We start from the raw sequence: 22,421 nt of genomic DNA, 5'->3' as shown, positions 1-22,421 counted from the left end.
CGAGGGGGAGAAGCGCTCCGGTGCTCAGCGCGCCGGATCAGTCCTCGACCTGGGCGGACAGCCACGTCTCGGGGGCGAACACCGCGACCTGGCGACCGTCGAGCCGGTCCAGGACCGTCAGGACGCCCTCGTGCACGACGAAGTGCTCGCCCTGCTCGACGTAGACGTCGGTGCTCCCGGTGGTCTCGTCGGGCTCGCGCCGCTGCACGTTGACGGGCATGTTGCTCCTCGGGTCGGGATCGGTCACCCGGCACCGGCCGGACAGTTTTGGGGTCACCTGTGAGGGACGGACCTCAGACGGCTGTGTACCCGCCGTCGATCAGGTAGTAGCCGCCGGTGATGAAGGACGCCTCGGGCGAGAGGAGGAAGGACACGAGGTGCGCGACCTCGTCGGGTCGACCGAGCCGGCCGAGCGGGTGCCGCTGGATCAGCGCCGCTCGGTACTCCTCGGGCAGGCCGGCGAGAAGCGGCGTGTCGATGTACGCGGGGCCGACGCAGTTGATGCGCAGCCCCGCAGGCCCGTACTCCGCCGCAGCGTTCTTCGTGATCCCGACGACGCCGTGCTTGGCCGCGGTGTAGGCGCCGTTCCCGAGCGCAGCGACGGTTCCGTGGATGGACGCCATGTTGACGATCGCGCACTGCTCCGCACCCGCGGCGAGCATCGCCGGGATCTGGTACCGCATCCCGTAGAGCACGCCGCTGAGGTTGATCCCGATGACCTTGTCCCAGGCATCGAGGTCCGTCTCGCCCGCCGGTGCCTGAGGTCCGCCGATGCCAGCGTTGTTCACCGCCAGGTGCAGGCCGCCGTACGTGTCGACGGCGTGCTGCACCGCCTTCTCCGAGTCGGCCGCACGCGCCGTGTCCTGCTCGAACGCCGATGCCGTGCCGCCGGCGTCGGCGATCTGCTGCACCACCCGTTCCGCGCCGGCGAGGTTGATGTCGCTGACGACGACGCTCGCTCCCTTGGCCGCCAGCTCGAGGCTGATCGCCTCACCGAGGCCGGAACCTCCGCCCGTGACGAGCGCGACTCTGCCGTCGAAGTCAGGCATCGTGGTCCCTCTTCCTGGAGGTCGTTGCTGGTTCCGTCAGTGTTGCCGAGACGTCATGACTGCCAGCGCCTGGGGTCCCTCCAGAGGGCACCATCCGCGACACGACCAGTTCGTTCGCCTGCGTGTTCCGGGCGCTCGCGCGCGAGGCTGCCAATCCGGGGGCCGGTTTCAGTCGTGACGAGCCACAGCCAGGCCGTAGACGTGGCTGGCCGTGCCGGACCAGACGGCATCGGCCTCGGCGGGCGACAGATTGGCGAGCGCCGTACGCAGGCCGTCCAGGACTCGTCCGTAGCCCCCGACGGGTACGGAGACCGGCCAGTCGCCGCCGTACATGAGGCGGGAGGGTCCGAAGACCTCGAGCGCGCGGTCGACGAAGGGCTGGAGGCCGTCCACGCTCCAAGACGCCGGGTTGCTGCCTGGGTAGAGGCCCGAGATCTTGGCGTGCACAAGCGGGTTCTGTGCGGCGATTCCGATCAGGCTCCACCAGGGCTCCACGGAGTCCTCGCCGATCGGCGGCTTGGCCAAATGGTCGATCACGATGCGCAGGTCGGGGTGGCGCTCGCTGATCGTGGCCACGTGCTCGAGGTGGCGGGGGAGGACGGCGACGTGGTCCCAGGGGAGGCCGGCCTGCTCGATGAGGCCGAGGGTCTCGTCGACGTCGGGGCGCAGGACCCAGTCGGGGTCCGGCCGGTCGTGGGTGAGGTTGCGGATGCCGACGACGTACGGGTTCTGGAGCAGCACCTCGAGGCGGGCCGCGGCCTCGGCGGGTCGTTCGAGGGGGATGTACGCGACGACGCCGACGACCTCGGGGCGGGCGTCGGCGACCTCGAGCATCAGATCGGTGTCGCGGTCGTCGTCGTCGGCCTGGACGAGGATGACGGCGTCGACGCCGTTCTGCTCGAGCTGGGGCGCAACTTCGCCGAAGGTGAAGGTGCGGTTGAACGGCGGGACGTCCCGGTCGATCCAGGAGTAGGGCGAGCGGTCGAGGTCCCAGACGTGCAGGTGGGAGTCGATGATCACCGCAGCGCTCCCTCGGGGTCGACGACATCGGCGGCGGAGCTGCGGCCGGCCCAGAAGGTCCCGTCCGGGAACGCGTATTCAGCGACGGATGCGGTCTTGATCTCCGCGCTGTAGCCCGGCTGGGACGGGAGCACGTAGGCGCCGTCGTCGACGATGCAGGGGTCGGTGAAGTGCTCGTGCAGGTGGTCGACGAACTCGGTCACCCGGTGCTCGGTCGTCCCCGACACCGCGACGTAGTCGAAGACCGACAGGTGCTGCACGAGCTCGCAGAGCCCGACGCCACCGGCGTGCGGGCAGACCGGGACGCCGAACTTCTTCGCCATCAGGTAGACGGGCACGATCTCGTTGATCGAGGCCAGCCGGGCGGCGTCGAGCTGGCAGAAGTCGATCGCCTCCGCCTGGAACATCTGCTTGAACAGCACCCGGTTCATGCCGTGCTCGCCGGTCGCGACACCGATCGGGGCGACGGCCTTGCGGATCGCGGCGTGCCCGAGCACGTCGTCGGGGCTGGTCGGCTCCTCGATCCACAGCGGCTTGAACTCGGCCAGCGCCTGCACCCACTCGATGGCCTGGGGCACGTCCCACACCTGGTTGGCGTCGATCATGAGGTTCGCGTCCCACCCGATGACCTCGCGGGCGATCGAGCAGCGGCGTACGTCGTCCTCGAGGTTCGCGCCCACCTTGAGCTTCACGTGGCGGAAGCCCTGCTCGACCGCCTCGGCGGCGAGGCGACGCAGCTTGTCGTCGGAGTAGCCGAGCCAGCCGGCGGAGGTCGTGTAGCAGGGGTAGCCGGTGCGGCTCAGGTCGGCGACGCGCGCGGCCCGGTCGGTCACGGACGACGCCAGCATCGCGACGGCTTCGTCGCGGGTCAGCACGTCGCTGAGGTAGGTGAGGTCGAGGGTGTCGACGAGCGCCTCGGGGTCCATGTCGACGAGCAGCTGCCAGAGCGGCTTGCCGGCCACCCGCGCGGCGAGGTCCCAGACGGCGTTCATCACGGCGGCCATCGCCAGGTGCTCGACGCCCTTGTCGGGGCCGAGCCAGCGCAGCTGCGAGTCTGACGCGAGCGCGCGGTAGGTCCCGCCGAGGTCGCCGACCAGCTCGGCGACGTCCCGCCCGATCAGCGCCGCGGCGCGGTGCTCGGCGGCCAGCACGCAGACGTCGTTGCCGCGTCCGATGGTGAAGGTGAAGCCGTGCCCGGCGAGCCCGGGGTCGTCGGTGCGGAGCACGACGTACGCCGCGGAGTAGTCGGCGTCCTTGTTCATGGCGTCGGAGCCGTCCATCGACAGCGAGGTCGGGAAACGGAGGTCGACGACGTCGACGGCGACGATGCGGGTCATGAGGGCTCCTGGAGGCGGGCGTAGGGGACGGAGGATCAGGGGAGGGGCGGGGCGAGGTCCGCGACGGCGGCCGTGGCGGTGGCGAGAGCCGGGTCGACGGGCTCGCCGTGCCAGACGACCTCGTCGACCAGCGTGTTGAGCACGCCGACGAGCGCGGGCAGCTCGGGCACCGGGGGCAGCGGGCGGGAGCTCGCGTGGGCCTGCTCGAAGAGCGCGTGCTCGGGGTGGGCGACCAGGAGGTCGGCGTCGGCCCAGGTGCTGCGCCGGGCGCCGGACGCACCGGCGCGGGTGGTCTCGAGGTCCATCGCCGCCGACGTCGCGTGCCGCAGGTAGTCCCAGGCGCGGTCCGGGTCGGCGCAGGCAGTGCTCACGCAGGTGACCCAGAAGGCGTTCACGGTGACGGTGGGGCTGCCGTCGTCGTGGGTGGGCACGACGGCGCAGGCGAAGTCGTCGGCCACCGCGCCGGCGGCGGCGAGCGAGGCGTAGCCGGCCCAGTTCACGGTGACGCCGACCCGGCCCCCCGCGAACTCGTCGCCGCTCGCGTTGCTGTCCATCGCAGCCGCCGTCGGGCTGACGAGGGTCGTGACGACCTCGCGCAGGAAGGCGAGCGCCGTGCGCATCGGGGCGGTGTCGAGGACGATCCGGCCGTTCCCGTCGACCAGGTCCCCGCCGAACCGACGCAGGTGCAGCACGAGATCGTAGACGTTGTTGTGGCCGTCGGGCTTGCCGGCGAGGACCGTGCCGGCGCGGACCCCGCGCTCCTGCAGCGCGGCCGCCTGGGCGAGTAGCTCCGACCAGGTCGCTGGCGGCTGCAGCCCCTGCTCGGCGAGCAGCGACGGTCGCGTGAACAGCAGCTGCGGACCGTCGTGGAAGGGCAGGCCGTAGACGTCGTCGCCCCAGGTGATGCCCTCGTGGAAGGACGGCGACCAGGCGTCCGGCCAGCCCTCCGGCGGGGTCTGGTCGAGGTACGGCGTCAGCGGGCGGATCCGGCCCCCTGCCGCGAGCGCCGGCAGCCAGTCGGCGGGGACGACGAACAGGTCGGCGTCCGGGGCTGTCGGACCAAGCGCCGCGGCCTCCAGCTCGGGTAGCCCGAGCCAGGTCGCGCGTATGCCGTCGCTGCCGACAGACGGCCAGGCCACGGCGTGCGCCGATACCGCTCGGCGGAAGCCGTCGAACTCGCGGCCCAGGAGGATGAGTGCGGGTTGGCCCACGTCAACCACTTCGTGGCCCTTCGACAGGCTCAGGGGACGTGTGCTGCGCGTGCCTCATCCGCCGCGCTTGTTGGTCAGGTAGAGGTGGGTCAGGACCATCACGGTCTCGGCGCGCTGGTTGGTCACGGTGACGAGCTCGTGGACGTAGCCGTAGCGGTCGGGCTGCTTCTTGTGGTCGCTGAGCTCGGTGATCGCGGCGGTGACGGTGATCGTGTCGCCAATGAAGACCGGCTTGATGAACCTGATCTTGTCGTAGCCGTAGGACATCGCCTGCGGGTTGATGTCCGTGGCCGTCATGCCGACCGCGACGGAGAGGATCAGCGTGCCGTGCGCGATGCGCTGCCCGGCGGGTTGCGTGAGCATCCACTCCGCGTCCATGTGGTGCGGGAAGAAGTCGCCCGTTTGGCCGGCGTGCATGACGACGTCGGTCTCGGTGATCGTCCGCCCGACCGACGTCCGGCTCTCGCCGACGCGGTAGTCCTCGAACCAGCGGTCCTCGGTCTTCATCGGTCCTCCGTCCTCGTGTCCTGCTCGACCAGGAGGCGCCCGGCCAGCTCGTTCGCGCGGCGCAGCAGCGTCTCGTCGCTCAGCCCGCGCTGCAGCGCCTCGGTCACCCAGGGCGAGACCGTGTCCTGGAGCTCGATCAGCCCGGCGGTGCGCGGGCGGACCCACGACTCCTCGACCGTCCGCCGGGTCCCGCGGAAGAAGTCGAACGAGTCGGCGTTGAGCCGGTCGTCGTCCCACGACGCGCTGTAGCCGGGCTGGCCGCCGGCGTCGTAGTAGAGGCCCGACTGGATCTCCGGCGAGGCGACCCACAGCGCGTACGCGCGCGCCGCGGCCAGGTCGGTGGCCCGGCTCGAGACCGCGACGCCGGCGCCGCCCAGCTGCGACCCGGCGACGCCGCGCGGCCCGGCGGGGATGTCGACGTAGCGCAGCCGGTGCGACCGGAAGCCCGCGCGGGAGTAGTTGCTGTAGCCGTAGAGCAGCGGCGCGTACGCCCAGACCTCGTCGCTGTCGGCGGCGAGCGCCTCGGCGACCTGGATGGGGTTCGCGGACAGGCACCAGGCGGGGATGCGGTCGGCCAGGCGGTGCAGCAGGTCGAGGACGGGGGCGGCGTCCTCGGGGGAGAGGAACACGCCGGGCGAGGCCCCGACCGGGGTGCCGCGGTTGGCCGCGATCGTGCACAGGCTCGACCAGGCGTCGATCGGCTTGGCCGGCCAGATGACGCGGCCCTCGTCGGCCAGCTCGAGCACCTGGTCCCAGTCCGTCGGCGCGTCCGCGAGCCGGTCCGGCCGGTGCACCGCGACCTGGGCAGCGGTGTCGGTCGCCAGCCCGTACTGATGGCCGGCGTGGGCGTACGTCGCGTGGCTCGGCCCGACCGAGTCGGCGGCCAGCGCGGCCAGCTCCTCGTCGTGCCCAGCCCCGTCGAGGGCGGCCAGCAGACCGGCCTTCGCGGCCAGCGGGACGTGCGGGTGGTCGATGACGAGCAGGTCGTAGCGCGCGGTCAGGTCCTCGAGCGGTGCGTCGGCGAAGAGCTGCAGCGACCGGAACTCCCACTCCACCCGCACGCCCGTACGCCGCTCGTACTCCGCGGCCGCCGCGACCTGGCAGTCGTAGCCGCGCGGGTGCTCCCAGGTGATGCCGCGCAGGGTCGTGACGGGGAGGGTGGTCATCGGTTGTGCTCGCCCAGTGCCGGGCCAGGTCGGGCGCTCGTCAGCCGGTGGCCGTCGACGCGGATCGGGCTGCGGGTGGTGGTGAGGCTGACGTCGCCGGCGCTGATCTGCTGCGTCATGGCGATGGCGGCGAAGCCCTCGTGCCCGATCAGCTCCTCCAGCGTCAGCACCGGTGCGCACCAGACGTCCTCGGCGTCGAGCAGCGCGAGCCACGCGTCGCGGGTGTCGGTGCGCAGCCGGTCGGCGATCAGCTCCTCGATCTCCTCCTGGCGCTCCCACCAGCCGCTCGGGTCGGTCATGGAGACCAGCTCGTGCAGCCCGAGCAGGCGGCCGATGGTCGGGACCGGGTTCATGGCGATCGCGAGGTAGCCGTCGGAGCAGGGGTAGATGCCGTACGGGGCGGGAAGGAAGGCGTGCGCCGAACGCGGGCCCTTGCGCTGCACGGCGACGGTCGGGTCGTTCAGGCGCGTGGTGAGCAGCTCGAACTGCAGGTCGAGCAGGGACTCGAAGAGGCTGGTCTGCACGAGCCCGCCGCGGCCGGTGCGGTAGCGGCGGACGAGCAGCGCGGTGATGCCCTGCGCGAGGTGGCAGCTGGCGAGGTGGTCCGCGACGGACAGCCCGACGGGGACCGGCGGGTCGTCGCGCGAGCCGTTGAGCCAGGGCAGCCCGGAGATGGCCTGGGCCAGCAGGTCCTGCCCGGGCCGGTCCTTGAACGGGCCGGCGTCGCCGTAGCCGCTGACGCTGCCGTAGATGATCTTCGGGTTGATCTTGCTCACGGAGGCGTGGTCGAGGCCGATGCGCTCCATCACCCCGGGGCGGAAGTTCTGGATCATCACGTCGGCGTTCGCCACCAGGTCGCGGACGGCGGCGAGGTCGGCGGGGTCCTTGAGGTCGGCGGTGATGCTCTCCTTGTTGCGGTTCATGGCGTGGAACGACATCGAGCTCGCCCCGGCCATCCGACCGCCGAAGGCGAGCGTCCGACCGAGATCACCGGTCCCCGGACGCTCGATCTTGATCACGCGGGCACCAAGATCAGCGAGGCGCAGGGCCGCGACCGGGCCGGCGAGGAACTGGCTGAAGTCGAGGACCGTGACGCCCTCGAGCGGCAGGTCCAGGGCCTCGTCCTGATCGCCAACCCGTTCCGGGCCCCCTTCGACAGGCTCAGGACGCTGCTTCGACAGGCTCAGAAGGCGTTCGGGCACGGTCACTGGCCGGCACCGTCGCGCTTCTGCACTGCGCGCGCCCGCAGGTGGGTGGCGCCGCCGTCGACGTCGAGCGAGGTGCCGGTGGTCGAGCCCGCGCGCGGGCTGGCCAGGTAGGCCACCGCGTACGCGACCTCCTCCGGCGTCACCATCCGGCCGATGGCCTGGCGGGCGTCCATCGCGGCCTTCTCCTTGGCCGGGTCGGGGAAGGTCGCCAGCATCCGGTCCACGAATCCGGTGTGCACCGTCCCCGGCGACACGCAGTTGACCCGGATGCCCTCGGCGACGTGGTCGGTCGCCATGGCGAAGGTGAGCGCGAGCACCGCCCCCTTGGAGGCGGCGTAGAGGGCGCGCTGCGGGAGCCCGTTCAGGGCGGCGATCGAGCACGTGTTGACGATGGCCGCGGCGTCCGACTTGCGCAGGTGCGGCAGGGCGGCCGCGGAGACGCGGGCCATCCCGACGACGTTGACGTCGAGGACGCGCGACCAGTCGTCGTCGGACAGGTCCTCGACCGTGCCGACGGCGCTGATTCCGGCGTTGTTGATCACGACGTCGAGCTGCCCGAGCTCGGACACGACGGTCGCGATGGCAGCGTCGATCGACGCGCGGTCGCGGACGTCGCACGGCACGGGCAGGACACCCTCGGGCGCTCCGCTCGGGTCGACGTCGAGCGCGGCGACGCGCGCGCCGCGGGCGACGAGCTCCTCGACGACGGCCAGCCCGATGCCCGCTCCGCCGCCGGTCACCGCGGCGACGAGCCCGGCGAACTCCTGGGTCGGGTCCACGGGGCTCATCGGGTCGCCTGCGCGAAGGTCTGCACGGCGCGGCCGAGGCCGGTGATCTCGAGCTCCACGACGTCGCCGTCCTTCAGGTAGGGGTTGCCGGGCAGGCCGAGGGCCACCCCGGCGGGCGTGCCGGTGTTGATGAGGTCGCCCGGCTCCAGGACCATGAACTGGCTCAGGTACCAGATCACGTGGTCGACGCCGAAGATCATGTCGGCCGTGGTGCCGTCCTGGCGCGGGACGTCGTTGACCGACAGCGTCAGGCGGAGGTCCTGCGGGTCGGCGACCTCGTCGGCCGTGACGAGCTCGGGGCCGAGCGGGTTGAACGTCTCGCAGCTCTTGCCCTTGTCCCACTGGCCGCCGCGCTCGAGCTGGAACTCGCGCTCGGACACGTCGTGCGAGACCACGTAGCCGGCCACGTGGCTGCGCGACTCCTCCGGCGAGGCGAGGTAGCGCGCCGTACGCCCGATGACGACGCCGAGCTCGACCTCCCAGTCGGTCTTGGTCGAGCCGACGGGCACGAGCACCTGGTCGAAGGGCCCGACGACGGTGCTCGGGTCCTTCATGAAGAGGATCGGCTCCTCGGGCAGCCTGGCGCCGGTCTCCGCCGCGTGGTCGCGGTAGTTGAGGCCGATGCAGACGATCTTGCCCGGGCGCGCGAGGGGCGCCCCGACCCGGAGGTCGGCGGCGTCCGCCAGCTCGGGCAGGGAGCCGTCGGCCAGGGCCTCGGCGGTGCGCGCGAGCCCGTCGGCGGCGAAGAACGCCGGCCCGAGGTCGGCGACGCCGAGGGAGCTCAGCACGGGGCGGAGGTCGTGGTGGGTGCCGTCGACGACGACGGTGGCGATCTCGGCTCCGGGGGGCCCCAGGCGGGCGAGTCTCATCGTGTTCCTTCCGGGTGGTGCAGGGGTGGTGCGGGTTCGGACGGGGGAGGGCCGAGCGGGCTCAGCCGTCGTACGGGGGTGGTTCGCCGCCGGCCGCCGCGGAGCGGTAGGCGGCCTCGACCAGGGCCATCGTGCGGAACACGTCGTCGACCGACGTCGGCAGGGTCGGGATCGAGCCCTCGCAGAAGCGCTGCAGGACGCTCATCGACCCGATGAAGGCGTCGGGGAACCAGGAGCCCGCGAAGGCCAGCGGGCGCCAGCCCTCGTCGAGCCGGTCGTCGGTCACGACCTCGAGCCGGTCCTCGCCGCCGCGCGGGTAGTCGAGCAGGAGCCCGAGCTGCGCCCGCACGGCGCCCCGGGTGCCCTCCCACTTGACGAAGCTCTCCTCGTACCGGGCGCCGAAGTGGTGGTCGTGGTTCGTCGAGACCACGACGCGGATCGGCCGGTCCCCGTAGGTCAGGGCGATGTCGGAGCGGGTGTTGGCGACGGTCATGGTGGGGTGCCGGACGGTCACGGCCGAGACGCCGGTCGGGTCGCCGAGGAACGAGCGCAGCAGGTCGAGGTAGTGGACGCTGTGCATGTTGATCTCGAGGCGGGGGAGGTCGAGCACGTACGGGAACATCTCCCACGGCGTGTTCACCGAGACGCGGACCTCGACGTCGTACAGCTCGCCGATCGTCCCCGCGGCGATCAGCTCGCGGGCGGCGGCGACGTACGGCGCGAACCGCAGCTGCGTGTTGACGGCCGCGACCAGGCCCTTGCGGTGGCAGACCTCGCGGGTGCGGACGCCGTCCGCGAGGTCGTTGCCGAGCGGCTTCTGCAGCAGCACGGCCGCGCCGTCCGGCAGCGCCTCCAGCACACGGATGTGCGCCTCGGGCGGCAGCGCCACGTCGTAGACCGCGTCGGCGGGCGCGTGGGCGACGGCGTCGGCCACGTCGTCGTACGTCTCGGCGATCCCGTACGCGTCGGCGAGCGTCCGCGCACGGTCCAGGTCGAGGTCGGTGATGCTCGCGACGGTGAAGCCGGCCTTCGCGTACGCGGGCAGGTGCGCGTCGCGGACGATGCCGCCGGCCCCGATCAGCACGATCGGGCGCGGGTGGTCCGGCAGGGCGAGCCGGTAGCCGGGGTGCGGGTGCCGCTCGGGCAGCGCGTCCGGGTCACCAGCGGCGGACGGCGGCGGCACGGTGACTCCTTCGCGGGTGGCGAGCGGCACCGATCTGTCGGCGTCGACGGTGATCAAACGTTAGACCAGGGCGCTCGGAAGGTCAACGACCCGGTGCGTCGAGGCCCCGCGACGTCCCGGTCGGTCGACTCAGGAGGAAGGGGGAGCCGTCGACTCCCTGACCACCAGCTCCGGGGCCGGGTCGAGGATCACCTCGTCCGTCATCGCGCCGCTCCCGAGCCGGTGGACCAGGCTGACCACCGCGGTGTGGCCCATCGCGTAGAACTGCATCTTGACCGCGGTGAGCGGCGGCCAGGTGTTCTCCGCGGTCCAGGAGTCGAGGACGGTGGCGACGGACAGCTCGCGGGGGACGTCGATCCCGAGCGCGCGGGCCTCGGCGAGCAGGCCGATCGCGGCGTTGACGTTGGCGACGACGATGCCGGTCGGCCGCGGGTCGAGCGCCATGAGCTGCCGCAGCGCCTGCCGCCCCTGCTCGGCGGTGTAGCCGAGCGCGGTCTCGTGGTCGGCCCGCGGGTCGAGCCCGGCGGCGCGCATCGCCTCCTGGTGGCCCCGGCGCCGCCGCTGCGCCGTGTAGGACGTCGGGAGCCCGCCGGCGAGGGCGATCCGCGTGTGGCCCAGCCCGATCAGGTGCTCGGTGGCCGTCCGGCCGCCGCCCACGTCGTCGACGGTGACCGACGAGGCGCGCCCGGGGGCGACGGAGTTGATCAGCACGACGGCCGCGCGGGGGTCGAGCAGCTGGGCGAGCGCGGCCGGGTCCACGCCGTCGGTGGCCTGCAGCACCAGCCCGTCGACGCGGCCCTCGCCGAGCAGCCGGGCGATGACCTCGGTCTGCGGCCGGTCGGTGTCGAGCCGGCCGAGCAGGACGGTGTAGCCGTGCGCCGCGGCCGCGTCCTCGACACCGTGCATGAGCTCGGTGAACAGGGCGTTGGTCAGGTCGGGGACCACGAGCCCGAGCACCTGGGTGCGTGCCGCCTGGAGCGCACGGGCGGCGAAGTTGGGGCGGTAGCGCAGCTCCTCGGCCGCCGTCAGGATCCGCTGCCGGGTCTCGGGGCTGACCCGGATCGCCGTCGTGCCGCGCAGCACCTTGGAGACCGCGGAGACCGAGACGCCCGCCTTCGCGGCGACCTCGGACAGGGTCACCGCCGCCGTCGCGGACGTACGGCCCCGGTCGGCGCCGGCCTCGTCGTCAGCGCTCACGCCACGCCCCGCCGTCGTCGTCGGTCAGCACGGTGGTCGTGCCGACGCGGCCCTGGGCGCCGAGACGCGGCGAACCGCGGCCGCTGACCAGGCGTTCGCCGTCGATGCGGATCGGGCTGCGGGTCGTCGTGAGGCGGACGGGTGCGCCGCCGGGTTCGCGCGGCGGGCGCTCGACCGTCTGGGTCATCTCCACCGCTCGGAACGCGTCGTGCTCGAGCAGCTCCTCGAGCGTCAGCACCGGGGAGCACCAGACGTCGTCGCCGTCGAGCAGGTCGAGCCAGGCGTCGGTGGTGCGGGTGCGCAGGAGCGGGGGCAGGTCCTCGGGCCGGGGTGCGGGGACGTCGAGGAGGCGGGCCAGGCGGTCGGCCGACGCGGTGAGCGCCAGCCAGCCGTCGGCGGTCGGGAAGACGCCGGAGACGGGCGTCTGGGCGAGCTCCTCCGACCCGGGGGCGGTGGTCGCGGCCTCGCTCAGCCGCGCGGTGAGGCGTACGAGCTGGAGGTCGAGCATGCCCTCCAGGAGGCTGGTCTCGACCAGGCCGCCGCGGCCCGTGCGGGCGCGGCGTACGAGGAGCGCGACGACGCCCTGCGCGATGTGACAGCTGAGCAGGTGGTCCGCGAGGGAGAGGCCGACCGTGACCGGACGGTCCCCGGAACCGCTCACCCAGGGCAGGGCCGACACCGACTGGGCGAGCAGGTCCTGCCCGGGCCGGCCGGCCCAGGGCCCGTCGGCGCCGTAGCCGGACGCGCTGGCGTAGACGAGGCCGGGGTTGAGCGCGGCGACGGTGGGGTGGTCGAGCCCGAGACGTTCCATGACGCCGGGCCGGAAGTTGTGGAGCAGCACGTCGGCCCGGCGGACGAGATCCTTGACCAGAGCGAGGTCGTCCGGGTCCTTGAGGTCGGCGACGACGGCTTCCTTGTTGCGGTTCATCGCGTGGAAGGACGCCGTGTCCCCGTCGATCCAGCGCCCGGCGAAGGCGAGCGTCCGCCCGATCTCGCCCGTGACCGGCCGCTCGACCTTGATCACCCGGGCGCCGAGGTCCGCCAGCCGGAGCGCCGCCACCGGCCCCGCCAGGAACTGGCTGAAGTCGAGCACGACCGTGCCGTCGAGCGGGAGGTCCGAGCGGTCGAGCACAACCCTCCCAGCGTCACGACGACAACCGTCCGACGCGCAGCAGAGTACGGCGGTTGTGATCAGCCGGGCAAGCAACCCGCTGGGGTTCGGTGCGCGAGTGGCGCCGATCGGCACGCGACACGCCGCCTGAGCGTGCCCGTTGGCGCCACTCGCGCGATGGGGGTGGGGAGGGGGAGAGGTGAAGCCGACCTCTTCGAGGCCCTTCGACAAGCTCAGGGGGCGCTCTTGTGCAACTCAGGGGGCGTGTGCCGCGTACGCCCCATGAACCTGTCGAAGGGCCCCGGAGGGGTTGGCTTCGTACGCCCCCTGAGCCTGTCGAAGGGCCCCGGAGGGGTTGGCTCTCCTCAGACGACGTCCGGTGTGAGCTCGTTGAGCTCCCAGGGGGAGTCGTAGCCGTCGGGGGAGGCGAGGAGGTCGAGGAAGGGGACGGCGTCGAAGGCCTCGGGGCCGAGGACGCCGGCGCCGGACCAGACGCCGGTGGCGAGGAGCTCGAGGGCGACGACGGGGTTGAGGGCGGTCTGCCAGACCACGCACTGGGCGCCGTCGATACGCATGGAGTCGGCGTTGTCGACGACGTGGGAGAGGTAGACCTTGCGCGGCTGGCCGTCGATCCCGGTCCCGGTGACCAGGAGCCCGGCGCAGGTGGCGCCCGACATCGCGTCACCCAGCGTCGCGGGGTCCGGCAGGCAGGCGGCCACGACGTCGCGAGGCGAGACCTTGACGCCCTTGACGTCCACGAGGTCGGTCTTGTCGAGCCCGACCTTGTGCAGCGCCTTCAGCACGTCGATGAACTCGGTGCCGAGCCCGTACTTGAACGTCACCTTGTCCGCGTCCAGCCAGCGCGGCATGAGGAGGACCTCCTCGTGCTCCACGTGCACGCACTCGACGGGCCCGATGCCGCCCGGGAAGTCGAAGACCTCGGGCTCGCTGAACGGCGGGATCGTGTACCAGCCGCGGTCCCGCTCGTAGACGACCGGCGGGTTGAGGCACTCCTCGATCGTGGTCCAGATCGAGAAGCCGGGCGCGAAGTCGTAGCCGGCCACGGCGAGGTTGCCGCCGTCCCGCACGCCGAGCTCGGTGACGTGCGAGAAGAGGTGGTCGACGGCGTACCGCGCGAACACGTCGGACAGACCGGGCTCGACGCCGATGCCGACGAGCGCGAGCCGGCCCTCGGCGCGCCACGCGTCGTCCTGCGCGAGCTGCTCGTCGCCGAGCTTGACGCCGGTCTGCTCGTACGGGCGCTCGGCGTGCGGCCGCGACAGCGACATCGCCATGTCGAGGTAGTCGGCGCCCGCCGCCCGCGCGCCCTCGAAGATCGGCATCACGAAGCGCGGGTCGACCGCGTTCATGACGTGCGTCGCGCGGTGGGTGCGGACGGCGTCGGCCACCGCGGCGGCGTCCGAGGCGTCGACACGGGCGGCGCTGAAGCGCTCCTCGCCCGGGTTCCGCTCGCGGACGGCGGCGACGGTGCGCTCCGCGCGCGCGACGTCGTGGTCGGTGACCACCAGCGCCTCGAAGAACGGTCGTCGGGCCGCGATGCGCGCGAACGCATCCCCGACCCCACCGGCGCCTATCAGCAGAATCCGCATCGCACAAGCCTCCCCATCGAGCATCCTGAGCCCTACACTCCCAGAAACCACGGATTCCGCACCATATCGAACGGCAGCGGAAAGATGTCGGCCCGCGGCCGACGAGGGGAGGCCCGGTGGCAACAGCAGTCCAGGACACGACGAGCGCAGGGGCCGGTGCGGGCGAGAAGGGCCTGAAGGGCGGTGCCATCGGCCTCGTGTCGAGCATCGTCGTCGGCGTCGCGTCGACCGCGCCGGCCTACAGCCTGGCCGCGAGCCTCGGCTACGTGGTCCTCGTCGCGAACGGGGACGACGGCATCGTCGGGATCAAGGCCCCGTCGATCATGCTGCTGGCCTTCGTGCCGATGTACTTCATCGCCGTCGCGTACGCCGAGCTGAACAAGGCGGAGCCGGACTGCGGGACCACGTTCACGTGGGCGGCGCGGGCCTTCGGGCCCAAGGCCGGCTGGATGGGCGGCTGGGGGATCATCGTCGCCGACGTGATCGTCATGGCGAACCTCGCGCAGATCGCCGGCTCGTACACGTTCCTGCTCCTGGGCCTCGACGGCCTCGCGGCCTCGACGCTATGGAGCACGGTCGCGGGCGTCCTGTGGATCGCGATCATGACCTACATCTGCTGGCGCGGGCTCGAGCTCTCCGCCCGCATCCAGTACTGCCTGCTGGGCGTCGAGCTGGTCGTCCTGGTGATCTTCGCCGTGTACGCGCTGTTCCGGGTGCTCGGCTCGAACCCGCCCGAGGGCTCGATCACGCCGACGCTGGCCTGGCTGTGGCCGTCGGGGCTCACCCTGAACGCCCTGGTCACGGCCCTGCTGATCGCCGTCTTCCTCTACTGGGGCTGGGACAGCGCCGTCGCGGTGAACGAGGAGACCAAGGACCCCGCGACCACGCCGGGTCGCGCCGCGGTGCTGTCGACGCTGCTGCTGCTCGCCACGTACGCCGTCGTCTCGATCGCCATGGTCGCCTTCGCCGGGGTCGGGGACACCGGGGTCGGTCTGGGCAACGAGGGCAACGCCGAGGACATCTTCGCCGCGCTGGGTACAGAGGTGTTCGGCGGCAGCACGCTCGGCCACGTGATGGAGGTGCTCCTGGTGATCACCGTCCTCACGTCCGCGTCGGCCTCGACGCAGACGACGATCCTGCCGACCGCCCGCACCTCGCTGTCGATGGCGGCCTACAAGGCCCTGCCGTCGCGCTTCGCCCGGATCCACCCGACGCACCTGTCGCCGAGCAGCTCGACGGTCTGGATGGGGATCATCTCGATCATCTTCTACGTCGGCCTGACCCTGGTCAGCGAGAACATCCTCGCCGACTCGATCGCCGCCGTCGGCCTGCTGATCGCCTTCTACTACGGCCTCACCGGCTTCGCGTGCGTCTGGTTCTACCGCCGCACACTGACCACGAGCCTGCGGAACTTCGTGATGCGCGGGCTCTTCCCGTTCCTCGGCGGGGTCTCGCTGCTGGGCGCGTTCGTCATCGCGGCCTACCAGTACGCGAACCCGGACTTCGGCGAGACGTCGATCGGCGGCATCGGCGGGGTGTTCCTGCTCGGCATCGGCTCCCTGGTCCTCGGCCTGGTGCTGATGTTCGTGTGGCAGGCGCGCCACCCGGCCTACTTCCGCGGCGAGACGCTGCCCAAGCGGGCGGCCGACGAGCTGCTGCTCGCGCGCGGTGGGACCAACCCGCCGCGGGTGGCGCTGCCGGACTCGGGCGAGATGGCCACGGTCATCGCCCCCGACCTGTCCAACCTGCCGTCCGGCGCGCGGACGGTCCGTCCGCAGGAGCCGCCGGAACAGTGAACCTCCCCGACCCCGCCGCCCGCGCGACCCGTCGTCCGCCCGTCCTGGACGACGTGTCGCGGGCGTTGATCGAGATGCTCCAGCGTGACGGCCGGCAGTCGTACGCCTCGCTGGCCGCTGCCGTGAACCTGTCGGAGACGACGGTGCGGCAGCGGGTGCAGCGGCTCCTCGACGCCGGCGTGATCCAGGTCGTCGCGGTGACGGACCCGACCCACGTCGGCTTCACCCGCCAGGCCATGATCGGCATCCGCGTCGACGGCGACCCGAGCGCACCGGTCGCCGCGATCGAGGCGCTGCCCGAGGTCGAGTACCTCGTGAGCACCGCCGGCACGTTCGACCTGCTCGTCGAGGTCGTCTGCGAGGACGACGAGCACGTGCTCGACCTGCTCGCGCGGCTCCGACGGCTGCCCGGCGTGAGCGGGACCGAGACCTTCCTCTACCTCAAGCTGCACCGGCAGCGCTACGACTGGGGCACCCGATGACCATCGGCCCCGGCCCTCACGACCGACGTCCCCCGAAGACTGCAAGGAGACCAGCATGACCAGCACGCCCCAGGAGGTGGCCCAGCCCTCCGGCGCCGCCACGACGCCGCGCGGCACCGACCGCGGCCTCGCCGCCCGCAAGCACCTGTGGAAGCACTTCACGCGCGAGTCGGCGTACGGCGAGGGCCACGAGGTGCCGATCATCGTGCGCGGCGAGGGCGCCTACATCTGGGACGACCAGGGCCGGCGCTACCTCGACGGGCTGGCGGGGCTGTTCGTCGTGCAGGCCGGCCACGGGCGCCACGAGCTGGCCGAGGCCGCGGCGAAGCAGGCCCGCGAGCTCGCCTTCTTCCCGCTCTGGTCGTACGCGCACCCGGCGGCGATCGACCTCGCCGAGCGGCTCGCGCACTACGCGCCCGGCGACCTCAACCGCGTCTTCTTCACCACCGGTGGGGCCGAGGCCGTCGAGAGCGCCTGGAAGCTGGCGAAGCAGTACTTCAAGCTGGTCGGCAAGCCGCTCAAGACCAAGGTCATCTCGCGCTCGGTCGCCTACCACGGCACCACCCAGGGTGCCCTGGCGATCACCGGCATCCCCGCGCTCAAGGAGGTCTACGAGCCGCTCGTGCCGGGGACGTTCCGGGTGCCGAACACCAACGCCTACCGCGCCCCCGACGTCGTCGCCGGCGACGCGAAGGCGTTCGGGCGCTGGGCGGCGGACCGCATCGAGGAGGCGATCCTCTTCGAGGGGGCCGACACCGTCGCCGCCGTGTTCCTCGAGCCGGTGCAGAACGCGGGCGGCTGCTTCCCGCCGCCTCCCGGCTACTTCGAGCGGGTCCGCGAGATCTGCGACGAGCACGACGTCCTGCTCGTCTCCGACGAGGTCATCTGCGCGTTCGGGCGGATCGGCTCGATGTTCGCCTGCGACGACTTCGGCTACGTGCCGGACATCATCACCTGCGCCAAGGGCATGACCTCGGGCTACTCACCGATCGGCGCCATGATCGCCAGCGAGCGGCTGTTCGAGCCGTTCGCGCACGGGACGACGACCTTCTCCCACGGCTACACGTTCGGCGGGCACCCGGTCTCGGCCGCGGTCGCGATGGCCAACCTCGACCTCTTCGAGCGCGAGAAGCTCAACGAGCACGTGCACACCGAGGGACCCGCGTTCCGCCGGACGCTGGAGAAGCTGCTGGACCTGCCGATCGTCGGCGACGTCCGCGGCGAGGGCTTCTTCTACGGCATCGAGCTGGTCAAGGACAAGGTGACCAAGGAGACCTTCGACGCCGACGAGTCCGAGCGGATGCTGCGCGGGTTCCTTTCCGGCGCGCTCTTCGAGGCCGGCCTCTACTGCCGCGCCGACGACCGCGGCGACCCCGTCATCCAGCTCGCCCCGCCGCTGGTCAGCGGGCAGCGGGAGTTCGACGAGATGGAGTCCGTGCTGCGCGACGTCCTCACGCGCGCCTGGGCGCTGATCTAGAGCGGAGGCCGGGGCAGGGGGGCCCGCCCCGGCCTCTTTCACCTGCGCACGCCCTCGCGCAGCGACGCCCCCTGAGCTCGTCGTAGGTCCGAGCACGCCCCCTGAGCCTGTCGAAGGGCCTCGAAGAGGTTGGTTCCTCGTGTCGGCAGAGGAGAGCCAACCCGTCCCGGGCCCTTCGACAGGCTCAGGGGGCGTTCGTGGCCCTTCGACAGGCTCAGGGGGCGTTGCGAGGGGCTAGAAGTTCTCGCCCGTGCGCCAGGGCATCTCCTGCAGGGCGAGGGAGTTGCCGTCCGGGTCCGCGAACCAGGCGTACTTCACCCCGCCGCCGACGTCCACGACCTCGGCCACCTCGACGCCGCGGTCGAGGAGCTCCTGGCGGGCCGCGTCGATGTCGGCGATGACCAGGTGCAGGGCCTTCTGCGTGCCCGGGGCCATCGAGGACGCCTCGCCCATGCCGGTGCCGATCAGGATCGAGCACCCGGAACCGGGCGGGGTCAGCTGCACGACCCGCATGCCCTCCATCGGCTGCACGTCGACGTCGAGGACGAACCCGAGCCGCTCCGTGTAGAACGCCCTGGCGCGGTCCACGTCGGTGACCGGGACCTGCACGAGCTCGAGCTTCATGTCCATCGGACGTCTCCAACCTTCTTCTTCGACGGGTGATCGACCGGGAGACGGAGCCGGGTCGGCGTTCTCGACACGGCGGAGGACGTCAGCTCGCGGCGAGGGCTCCCAGCAGGACGTCGAGGCCCTCGGACAGCAGGGCGTCGCCGATGGCGAGCGGGGGCAGCAGGCGGATGACGTTGCCGTACGTGCCGCAGGTCAGGACGATCACGCCCTCGCCGGCCGTGCGCTTGGCGACGGCCGCGGTGAGGGCGGCGTCGGGCGCGCCGGTCGCCGGGTCCACGAGCTCGATCGCGACCATCGCGCCGCGGCCGCGGACGTCCCCGATGCGCGGGTCGGCGGCCTGCGCGGCCCCGAGCCGGTCGAGCAGCAGCGCGCCGATCTCGCGGGCCCGCTCGACGAGGCCGCCGTGCTCGAAGTGGTCGAGCGAGGCGAGCGCCGCGGCGCAGGCGACGGGGTTGCCGGCGTACGTGCCTCCGAGCCCGCCGGCGTGCGGGGCGTCCATGATCTCGGCGCGTCCGGTGACGCCGGAGAGCGGCAGGCCGCCGGCGATGCCCTTGGCCGTGGTGATCAGGTCCGGCACGAGGCCCTCGTGCTCGCTGGCGAAGAGGTCGCCCGTCCGGGCGAAGCCGGACTGGATCTCGTCCACGATGAACACGACGCCGTTGGCGGTGCACCACGCCTGCAGCGCGGGCAGGAAGCCCTCGGCCGGGACCACGAACCCGCCCTCGCCCTGCACCGGCTCGATGATCACCGCGGCGAGGTCCTGCGCGCCGACCTGCTTCTCGATCACGGTGATCGCGCGCGCGGCCGCCTCGGGCCCGGAGAGCCCGTCGCGGTACGGGTAGGACATCGGCGCGCGGTAGACCTCGCCGGCGAACGGCCCGAAGCCGGCCTTGTAGGGCATCGCTTTGGCGGTCATGGCCATCGTGAGGTTCGTGCGGCCGTGGTACGCGTGGTCGAAGGCGACCACCGCGGAGCGACCGGTGTGGTGCCGCGCGATCTTGACCGCGTTCTCCACGGCCTCGGCGCCCGAGCTGAAGAGCGCGGTCCGCTTGGCGTGGTCGCCCGGGGTCAGCCGGTTGAGGCGTTCGGCGACCTCGACGTAGCCCTCGTACGGGGTGATCGTGAAGCAGGTGTGGGTCAGCTGCGCGGCCTGCGCGGCGACGGCCGCGGCCACGGCCGGGTCCGCGTTGCCGACGGTCGTCACGGCGATGCCGGAGCCCAGGTCGATGAGCGAGTTGCCGTCGACGTCGACGAGCACGCCGCCGCCGGCCGCCGCCGCGTACACCGGCATCGAGGAGGCGACGCCGCTCGCCACGGCGGCCTTGCGCCGGTCCGCCAGCTCGAGCGAGCGCGGGCCCGGGATGCTCGTGACGAGGCGCCGTTCCTGGGGCAGCGTCGGCCCGCCGAGCGCGGTGTGATCAGTTACGGACATGGGGTGTCCCTCCTGGGCCGGGGCGACGAACGTCCTGCCACTCTAAGTGCCATCCTGTCGAGGCCGACAGGTGAGGAGGACGGAACGCATGAACCTCGAGAAGGTCGTCTTCGGCTTCTTCGTGCTCCTCGCCGCGACGCTCAACATGGGCTTCTTCGTCGGCGACATCGCGAACCCGGACCTGCACAACATCTACGAGCTGTTCGCGGCGCTCGCGGTGAGCCTGATCGCCACCGTGCTGAAGTTCGGCGACCGCACGCAGATCGGCGCGGTGCACCTCGCGACGAGCCTGGTCGCGGACCTGCAGCTGATCGCCGCGGGCGTGGTCTGGGTCTGGGCGGACGAGATCTCCAGGGCGGGGATCACGCCCGAGTCGACGGCCAGCGTGGTGTCGCTCTCCGGCGGCGCGCTGCTGGCGAACCTGGTCTCGGTCGTGCTGCTCGTGACCGAGACCGTCACGTTCCACCGGGGCTGAGCGGCTCCCCGGGCCACGTCGATGAGCAACCCGCTGCTGGTCTTCCTGGAGCTGCTGGGCCGGCGTGAACCGGTCCGCCGGATCCCCGCGCTCGTCGACCTCGCGCCCGAGCAGGCGTCCTCGGCGATCTTCGTGGTCATGCGCCGGATGCGCGCGCCCCTGATCACCCTGATCGTGATCTTCACGGTCAGCGTGATCGGGCTGAACCTCATCCCCGGCGTCGACGACCAGGGCCGCCCCGCCCACATCGGGCTCTTCGACTCCTTCTACTTCGTCAGCTACACCGCGACCACCATCGGCTTCGGCGAGCTGCCGTGGCCGTTCACGCCCGGGCAGCGGCTCTGGGTCACCTTCACGATCTACGCGTCGGTGATCGGCTGGGCGTACGCGATCGGCTCCCTGCTGACGCTGCTGCAGGACCGCGCGTTCCAGCAGGCGGTGGCCCTGCAGGGCTTCACCCGCAAGGTCGGGCGCATGCGCGAGCCGTTCTTCCTGGTCGCCGGCTTCGGGCGGGCGGGTGAGCTGCTGGCGCGGGACTTCGACGCGCTGGGCCAGCAGCTCGTGGTCGTCGACTCATCCTCGGACCGGATCGACGCCCTCGAGCTCGGCTCTTACCACGCCGACATCCCCGGCCTGGTCGCCGACGCCGCCAACCCGCGCAACCTCGGCGCCGCCGGGCTCAACCACCCGCGCTGCGCGGCGGTGCTGGCGCTGAGCAACGACGACGAGACGAACCTGGCCGTCACCATGGCGGCCGCCCTGCTGCGTCCCGACATCCCGGTCGTCGCGCGGACGGTCTCCAAGGCGGTGGCCGAGCGCATGCACGCCTTCGGCACGCCGACCGTGGTGAACCCCTTCGACCGGTTCGGGGAGCACCTGCGCCTCGCGCTGAACGCGCCGGCCTCCTACCAGCTGCTGACGTGGCTGGAGGCGGGCCCGGGCGGCGAGCTCCCGCAGCGTGGGGCGCCGCGGCGCGACGGGCTCTGGATCGTCTGCGGCTACGGCCGCTTCGGGCGCGAGGTGACCTCCGACCTGCGCGCGGCCGGGCTCGAGGTCGCCGTCGTCGAGTCGGAGGCGCGCGACGACCACGACGACGACGTCATCGTGGGTGACGCCTCCGACGCCGACGTCCTCGCCGCGGCCGGGCTGGAGCGGGCCGCCGGGCTGGTCGCCGGCACCGACAACGACACGACGAACCTCTCCATGCTCGCCAGCGCGCGCCGGACGAACCCGGGGCTGTTCCTGGCCGCGCGGCAGAACCTGCCGACGAGCGCCGCGCTCTTCGAGGCGATGCACCCCGACGCGCTGCTGGTGCCGACCGAGGTCGTCGCGCACGAGGTCTACGCGCAGCTGAGCACCCCGTTGCTGTGGCGGTTCATCCAGCGGCTGCCCGCGCAGGGCGAGGCGTGGGCGGACGAGGTCACCGCCCGGCTCCGCTCGAGCTGCGGCCACACGCTGCCCGCGCTGTGGAAGGTGCGTCTGGACCCGGACCAGGCGCCGGCGCTGCACCCGCTGCTCGGGGCCGGCCCGGTGCGCCTCGGTGACGTCCTGCGCAGCCCGGAGGACCGGTCGCGGCGCCTCGACGTCGTCCCGCTGCTGCTGCTCCACGGCGACGACGCCGTGCTGACCCCCGACGACGACGCCGTGCTCGCGCCGGGCGACCAGCTGCTGTTCGCGGGGCACGCGGCGGAGCGGCGGGCGCTGGAGAGCACGCTGGTCATCGACTCGACGGCCTCGTACGTGCTGCTCGACCGCCGCGTCCCGTCGAGCTGGGTCTGGCGGCGGCTCGCCCGCGCCGAGCGCGCCGAGGCCACGACCGCGCACGACGAGGTCGGCAGCCCGCGCGGCTGAGCGCGGGTCCGGCCGAGACCCC

The 22,421-nt window shown here is 72.4% G+C and carries 21 protein-coding genes; 5 read left to right on the top strand and 16 right to left on the bottom strand.

The window, feature by feature from the left end; genetic code table 11:
• Window positions 1-37: 37 nt before the first annotated feature.
• The 14 genes from ABD665_RS05425 to ABD665_RS05360 form a co-directional block, all read right to left on the bottom strand.
• The gene (locus ABD665_RS05425; RefSeq protein WP_204911885.1) at window positions 38-220 is read right to left on the bottom strand and encodes a hypothetical protein; all 183 of its coding nucleotides are present in this window, start codon (window positions 218-220) and stop codon (window positions 38-40) included.
• Between the two features lie 73 nt (window positions 221-293).
• On the bottom strand, window positions 294-1,049 hold the full coding sequence (locus ABD665_RS05420; RefSeq protein ID WP_204911886.1) for a glucose 1-dehydrogenase: 756 nt from the start codon (window positions 1,047-1,049) through the stop codon (window positions 294-296).
• A 168-nt stretch (window positions 1,050-1,217) separates the two neighbouring features.
• A complete protein-coding gene (locus ABD665_RS05415) occupies window positions 1,218-2,069 on the bottom strand; it encodes an amidohydrolase family protein (protein ID WP_204911887.1) in 852 nt (283 codons plus the stop codon).
• Window positions 2,066-3,406, bottom strand: coding sequence for an enolase C-terminal domain-like protein (locus ABD665_RS05410; protein ID WP_204911888.1), 1,341 nt, complete (start codon window positions 3,404-3,406; stop codon window positions 2,066-2,068). Before ABD665_RS05410 ends, ABD665_RS05415 begins: the two co-directional genes overlap by 4 nt.
• Window positions 3,407-3,441: 35 nt before the next feature.
• Window positions 3,442-4,545 carry an ABC transporter substrate-binding protein gene (locus ABD665_RS05405; RefSeq protein WP_344741359.1) on the bottom strand — a complete coding sequence of 368 codons (1,104 nt, stop codon included), beginning with the start codon at window positions 4,543-4,545 and terminating at the stop codon, window positions 3,442-3,444.
• A gap of 126 nt (window positions 4,546-4,671) precedes the next feature.
• Window positions 4,672-5,124: a MaoC/PaaZ C-terminal domain-containing protein gene (locus ABD665_RS05400; protein ID WP_204911890.1), complete on the bottom strand. Its 453-nt coding sequence runs from the start codon at window positions 5,122-5,124 to the stop codon at window positions 4,672-4,674.
• Window positions 5,121-6,290, bottom strand: a complete 1,170-nt coding sequence (locus ABD665_RS05395; protein WP_204911891.1) for an extracellular solute-binding protein — start codon at window positions 6,288-6,290, stop codon at window positions 5,121-5,123. Before ABD665_RS05395 ends, ABD665_RS05400 begins: the two co-directional genes overlap by 4 nt.
• Window positions 6,287-7,492: a CaiB/BaiF CoA transferase family protein gene (locus ABD665_RS05390; RefSeq protein WP_344741356.1), complete on the bottom strand. Its 1,206-nt coding sequence runs from the start codon at window positions 7,490-7,492 to the stop codon at window positions 6,287-6,289. The genes ABD665_RS05395 and ABD665_RS05390 overlap by 4 nt, the downstream gene beginning before the upstream one ends.
• A gap of 2 nt (window positions 7,493-7,494) precedes the next feature.
• The gene (locus ABD665_RS05385) at window positions 7,495-8,286 is read right to left on the bottom strand and encodes an SDR family oxidoreductase (RefSeq protein WP_204911892.1); all 792 of its coding nucleotides are present in this window, start codon (window positions 8,284-8,286) and stop codon (window positions 7,495-7,497) included.
• Window positions 8,283-9,155 (bottom strand): fumarylacetoacetate hydrolase family protein, encoded by an 873-nt coding sequence (locus ABD665_RS05380; protein WP_204911893.1) that lies wholly within the window; start codon window positions 9,153-9,155, stop codon window positions 8,283-8,285. Before ABD665_RS05380 ends, ABD665_RS05385 begins: the two co-directional genes overlap by 4 nt.
• A gap of 61 nt (window positions 9,156-9,216) precedes the next feature.
• A complete protein-coding gene (locus ABD665_RS05375) occupies window positions 9,217-10,338 on the bottom strand; it encodes a Gfo/Idh/MocA family oxidoreductase (protein WP_204911894.1) in 1,122 nt (373 codons plus the stop codon).
• A 129-nt stretch (window positions 10,339-10,467) separates the two neighbouring features.
• Window positions 10,468-11,535 (bottom strand): substrate-binding domain-containing protein, encoded by a 1,068-nt coding sequence (locus ABD665_RS05370; RefSeq protein ID WP_204911895.1) that lies wholly within the window; start codon window positions 11,533-11,535, stop codon window positions 10,468-10,470.
• Window positions 11,525-12,667, bottom strand: coding sequence for a CoA transferase (locus tag ABD665_RS05365; protein ID WP_204911896.1), 1,143 nt, complete (start codon window positions 12,665-12,667; stop codon window positions 11,525-11,527). The genes ABD665_RS05370 and ABD665_RS05365 overlap by 11 nt, the downstream gene beginning before the upstream one ends.
• Window positions 12,668-13,011: 344 nt before the next feature.
• Window positions 13,012-14,256, bottom strand: coding sequence for a saccharopine dehydrogenase C-terminal domain-containing protein (locus tag ABD665_RS05360; protein WP_204911897.1), 1,245 nt, complete (start codon window positions 14,254-14,256; stop codon window positions 13,012-13,014).
• A gap of 116 nt (window positions 14,257-14,372) precedes the next feature.
• On the opposite strand from ABD665_RS05360, the gene ABD665_RS05355 reads away from it, so the two are divergent.
• From ABD665_RS05355 to ABD665_RS05345, 3 genes are read left to right on the top strand one after another with little or no spacing between them, the layout of a single operon-like run.
• Window positions 14,373-16,052: an amino acid permease gene (locus ABD665_RS05355; protein ID WP_204911898.1), complete on the top strand. Its 1,680-nt coding sequence runs from the start codon at window positions 14,373-14,375 to the stop codon at window positions 16,050-16,052.
• Window positions 16,049-16,534, top strand: a complete 486-nt coding sequence (locus tag ABD665_RS05350) for an Lrp/AsnC family transcriptional regulator (protein WP_344741350.1) — start codon at window positions 16,049-16,051, stop codon at window positions 16,532-16,534. Before ABD665_RS05355 ends, ABD665_RS05350 begins: the two co-directional genes overlap by 4 nt.
• Before the next feature lie 55 nt (window positions 16,535-16,589).
• Complete coding sequence (locus ABD665_RS05345) at window positions 16,590-18,011, top strand: aspartate aminotransferase family protein (protein WP_204911899.1); 1,422 nt, start codon at window positions 16,590-16,592, stop codon at window positions 18,009-18,011.
• A gap of 234 nt (window positions 18,012-18,245) precedes the next feature.
• Here ABD665_RS05345 and ABD665_RS05340 read toward each other — a convergent pair whose 3' ends face one another.
• Both ABD665_RS05340 and gabT read right to left on the bottom strand, forming a co-directional pair.
• Window positions 18,246-18,641, bottom strand: coding sequence for a VOC family protein (locus ABD665_RS05340; RefSeq protein ID WP_204911900.1), 396 nt, complete (start codon window positions 18,639-18,641; stop codon window positions 18,246-18,248).
• Between the two features lie 82 nt (window positions 18,642-18,723).
• A complete protein-coding gene (gene gabT, locus ABD665_RS05335; RefSeq protein ID WP_204911901.1) occupies window positions 18,724-20,073 on the bottom strand; it encodes a 4-aminobutyrate--2-oxoglutarate transaminase in 1,350 nt (449 codons plus the stop codon).
• An 88-nt stretch (window positions 20,074-20,161) separates the two neighbouring features.
• Between gabT and ABD665_RS05330 the strand changes: the two genes are divergently transcribed.
• Together ABD665_RS05330 and ABD665_RS05325 are read left to right on the top strand one after the other, a co-directional pair.
• A complete protein-coding gene (locus tag ABD665_RS05330; protein ID WP_204911902.1) occupies window positions 20,162-20,548 on the top strand; it encodes a DUF6394 family protein in 387 nt (128 codons plus the stop codon).
• Window positions 20,549-20,569: 21 nt separating this feature from the next.
• Window positions 20,570-22,399 (top strand): NAD-binding protein, encoded by a 1,830-nt coding sequence (locus ABD665_RS05325; protein WP_204911903.1) that lies wholly within the window; start codon window positions 20,570-20,572, stop codon window positions 22,397-22,399.
• Window positions 22,400-22,421: the final 22 nt, after the last annotated feature.

It is taken from the genome of Microlunatus spumicola, assembly GCF_039536445.1.
Taxonomy (GTDB): domain Bacteria; phylum Actinomycetota; class Actinomycetes; order Propionibacteriales; family Propionibacteriaceae; genus Microlunatus; species Microlunatus spumicola.
Note: the sequence above shows the minus strand (reverse complement) of the source record. Positions and strands in the feature narration are given on the sequence as shown.

Coding starts and splice junctions, on each gene's coding strand:
- ABD665_RS05380 (WP_204911893.1), bottom strand. CDS start 9,155: ATGAGACTCGCCCGCCTGGGGCCCCCCGGAGCCGAGATCGCCACCGTC.
- ABD665_RS05360 (WP_204911897.1), bottom strand. CDS start 14,256: ATGCGGATTCTGCTGATAGGCGCCGGTGGGGTCGGGGATGCGTTCGCG.
- ABD665_RS05420 (WP_204911886.1), bottom strand. CDS start 1,049: ATGCCTGACTTCGACGGCAGAGTCGCGCTCGTCACGGGCGGAGGTTCC.
- gabT (WP_204911901.1), bottom strand. CDS start 20,073: ATGTCCGTAACTGATCACACCGCGCTCGGCGGGCCGACGCTGCCCCAG.
- ABD665_RS05385 (WP_204911892.1), bottom strand. CDS start 8,286: ATGAGCCCCGTGGACCCGACCCAGGAGTTCGCCGGGCTCGTCGCCGCG.
- ABD665_RS05340 (WP_204911900.1), bottom strand. CDS start 18,641: ATGGACATGAAGCTCGAGCTCGTGCAGGTCCCGGTCACCGACGTGGAC.
- ABD665_RS05345 (WP_204911899.1), top strand. CDS start 16,590: ATGACCAGCACGCCCCAGGAGGTGGCCCAGCCCTCCGGCGCCGCCACG.
- ABD665_RS05395 (WP_204911891.1), bottom strand. CDS start 6,290: ATGACCACCCTCCCCGTCACGACCCTGCGCGGCATCACCTGGGAGCAC.
- ABD665_RS05400 (WP_204911890.1), bottom strand. CDS start 5,124: ATGAAGACCGAGGACCGCTGGTTCGAGGACTACCGCGTCGGCGAGAGC.
- ABD665_RS05330 (WP_204911902.1), top strand. CDS start 20,162: ATGAACCTCGAGAAGGTCGTCTTCGGCTTCTTCGTGCTCCTCGCCGCG.
- ABD665_RS05410 (WP_204911888.1), bottom strand. CDS start 3,406: ATGACCCGCATCGTCGCCGTCGACGTCGTCGACCTCCGTTTCCCGACC.
- ABD665_RS05425 (WP_204911885.1), bottom strand. CDS start 220: ATGCCCGTCAACGTGCAGCGGCGCGAGCCCGACGAGACCACCGGGAGC.
- ABD665_RS05325 (WP_204911903.1), top strand. CDS start 20,570: ATGAGCAACCCGCTGCTGGTCTTCCTGGAGCTGCTGGGCCGGCGTGAA.